This window comes from Bacillus sp. LR--39, from assembly GCF_053613335.1.
The window spans coordinates 1-501 of the sequence record NZ_JBSIOT010001711.1 but is presented as its reverse complement, the minus strand read 5'-3'; the positions used below and the strand labels follow the sequence as shown (position 1 = coordinate 501).

Annotated in this window: 1 pseudogene; it reads right to left on the bottom strand. The window is 42.9% G+C overall.

The features are described from left to right. Nucleotides 1-51: 51 nt before the first annotated feature. Nucleotides 52-501, bottom strand: a pseudogene (locus ACWHAR_RS32710) (metal-dependent hydrolase); the annotation flags it as partial.

The window sequence follows — 501 nt, the reverse complement described above, 5'->3', positions numbered from 1 at the left end:
TCGTCAGTCTGCTGCTTGCTGTTTTTTATATAAGACGTAAAAAGCCCGGCTCTATATAGAGCCGAGCTTTAATTTTTTCTGTAGTTTTTCTTCGCTGAATATCCATCCCGTATAGGATGAACGAATTGTGAGATCATGGCCGATATGAACAATTGCGACAAACGGATAATGGCCTTTGCTCCGATAACGCAGGTCGATAAATCTCACCTCATAATGATCTTTAAACGTATCCACTTCCCACCGGTAAACCGGAGAAAAGGACAGAAACGCCGCGATGTTATCATCCTGCTTTGCCGCATGCATTACATCGGTTTCAGGAACAGGCACCCGATTAAATGTATCCAGAATCACGACATGTCCTTCCATGCTTCTTCCTACATAGAAAGCATGTGCTGTCGTCACTGCGATTCGCCATTGCCTGAATTTCATCGTTGGAGAAATAATAATGCTTTCGATCTCATCATGAATCATCTCATGAAGCTTCCGTTTAATTCTCAGCTG